The organism is Gillisia xinjiangensis (assembly GCF_046298265.1).
Classification (GTDB): Bacteria; Bacteroidota; Bacteroidia; order Flavobacteriales; family Flavobacteriaceae; genus Gillisia; species Gillisia xinjiangensis.
This window is the reverse complement of record NZ_JBKAHK010000029.1, coordinates 1-907: the sequence shown is the minus strand read 5'-3', so window position 1 is coordinate 907 and position 907 is coordinate 1. Positions and strand designations below refer to the sequence as shown.

Below are 907 nucleotides of genomic sequence, written 5' to 3'. Positions count from 1 at the left end.
AGATAGTCTGTACTGCGGACGGGATTTGGGACCTCCCGGTCGATGCGGAAGCTCGCCCAGCGCCCGGCGCGTTTCGGCGTCTGGAGGTAGCCCGGCATGGCGTGCCAGGCGACCCATCGCGGCACACGGCGCAGTGCATCGTATTCGGTGACATAGGCGCGCCGGACGAGAATTTCCCCATTGGATGGCCGTCCCCCGAACAGGTGCTCCGCTAGGAGCACGGCGCGCCTGTATTCACTGAGGGGCGGACAGTCCTGCCCCCACGCGCTGGCCGCCCAGCCCAGGCAGATGACGAGCGCCACGTAAACCGCGATGGCCCAGCGAGAGGTCATGCTCATCCGGCGGCTCTCCCGGCTCTCGAGGGGGGAACGTGTTGCTCCGTCTTGCCCAGGTATGGCGCGCGCTTTACCACCTCCCGATGGTGGGTCCCTTCCCGCGCCGCTGGTCCAATCACAGGGAGCCGACAAACCGGCAGCAGCCCCATCGCGGCTTGCCTGATCAGCGCCGAACCGTTCCGGAATCGGCTCTGCAAGGCGCCCTCGAGGGGCAACGAATTCGCCCGTCAGGATCGTCTGGGGGCCACGCGTTCGCCGTTACCCAATATTAAGAATAAGACCATACGCTACTATCTGTAGTTGAATATCCCTTGTCCACAGCTTCCCGGGCACTGGCATGCGAAGGGCATTCCGTGTCGACGAGAAAGGAAGCTGAGCTCTTCGATGCCTTGATCCCAGGAGTCGGCCTATGCGTGTAGCTTCCCTGACAGCCGCAGCGGCCTTGGTCGGAGGAACAGGGGGGTACTTCCTGTTCGATCTCCTGGCCCCTTACTTGGGCCCGGTCGAGGCCGCCCCGACCGCCGTGGCTAGCCCCGAGATCATTGTCGGCCAGGCCTCTGTCGTCGATGGAG

At 64.5% G+C, this 907-nt stretch carries 1 protein-coding gene; it reads right to left on the bottom strand.

Annotation, left to right across the window (positions count from 1 at the left end; all coding sequences use genetic code 11):
- The coding region (locus ACKGJN_RS16280) for a hypothetical protein (RefSeq protein ID WP_409540620.1) at positions 1-338 on the bottom strand (338 nt) is incomplete at its 3' end.
- Positions 339-907 lie beyond the last annotated feature (569 nt).